This is a genomic window from Seonamhaeicola marinus (assembly GCF_008085455.1).
Genome location: NZ_VSDQ01000180.1, coordinates 1 through 622 on the forward strand (window position 1 = coordinate 1; position 622 = coordinate 622).

The 622-nt window shown below is 32.6% G+C and carries 1 protein-coding gene; it reads right to left on the minus strand.

The window, feature by feature from the left end; translation table 11 throughout:
- The coding region (locus FUA24_RS02885) for a cell division protein FtsQ/DivIB (RefSeq protein WP_394344180.1) at positions 1-456 on the minus strand (456 nt) is incomplete at its 3' end.
- Positions 457-622 lie beyond the last annotated feature (166 nt).

Below are 622 nucleotides of genomic sequence, written 5' to 3' on the forward strand. Positions count from 1 at the left end.
ATTTTTTAAATTATTTTTCTCTACATACCCTGTAACCAACGGCACTCTTGCTGAATAATTTGCAGACAAAGGCATAAACGAACCTTCGTCATCAATGTAATACGATACATTTGTATTTACTCTTGCAATAGGTGTTTTTTGTTCAACTTTAGCGTTAAGTGTGCCATTTACAGCAACATACACCTCTGCAGATTTGACCATTGGATTAGATTTTAGGGCAGTTTCTAATTCATTCAAATCTAAAGTTTCTTTTGGCACGTTTTTCATGCCTTGGTAATTTTGTATTAACAATTTACTAACATTGTTGGTGGTAATGAATGGTCTGTTTTCACCCACAAATTCAATATTAGGTTTTGAAACTTCTCGCACACCATTTTTCTTTAGTGAAAACGCATACAAAAACACCGTAAACACTAACAAAACAAACACTTTTATGTAGTTCCAGTTAACTTTCAACGCTTAAACTTTTTTTAATTAGTTTTACTTGCTCCCCTATATCTCCGGCGCCAATGGTTAAAATTACATGCGCATTACTTTCGTTTATTTTTTGCAGCAGCGCTTGTTTACTTACTAATTGCTTGTTTTTATTTGTAATTTTACTTAATAACCAACTTGATGTTAC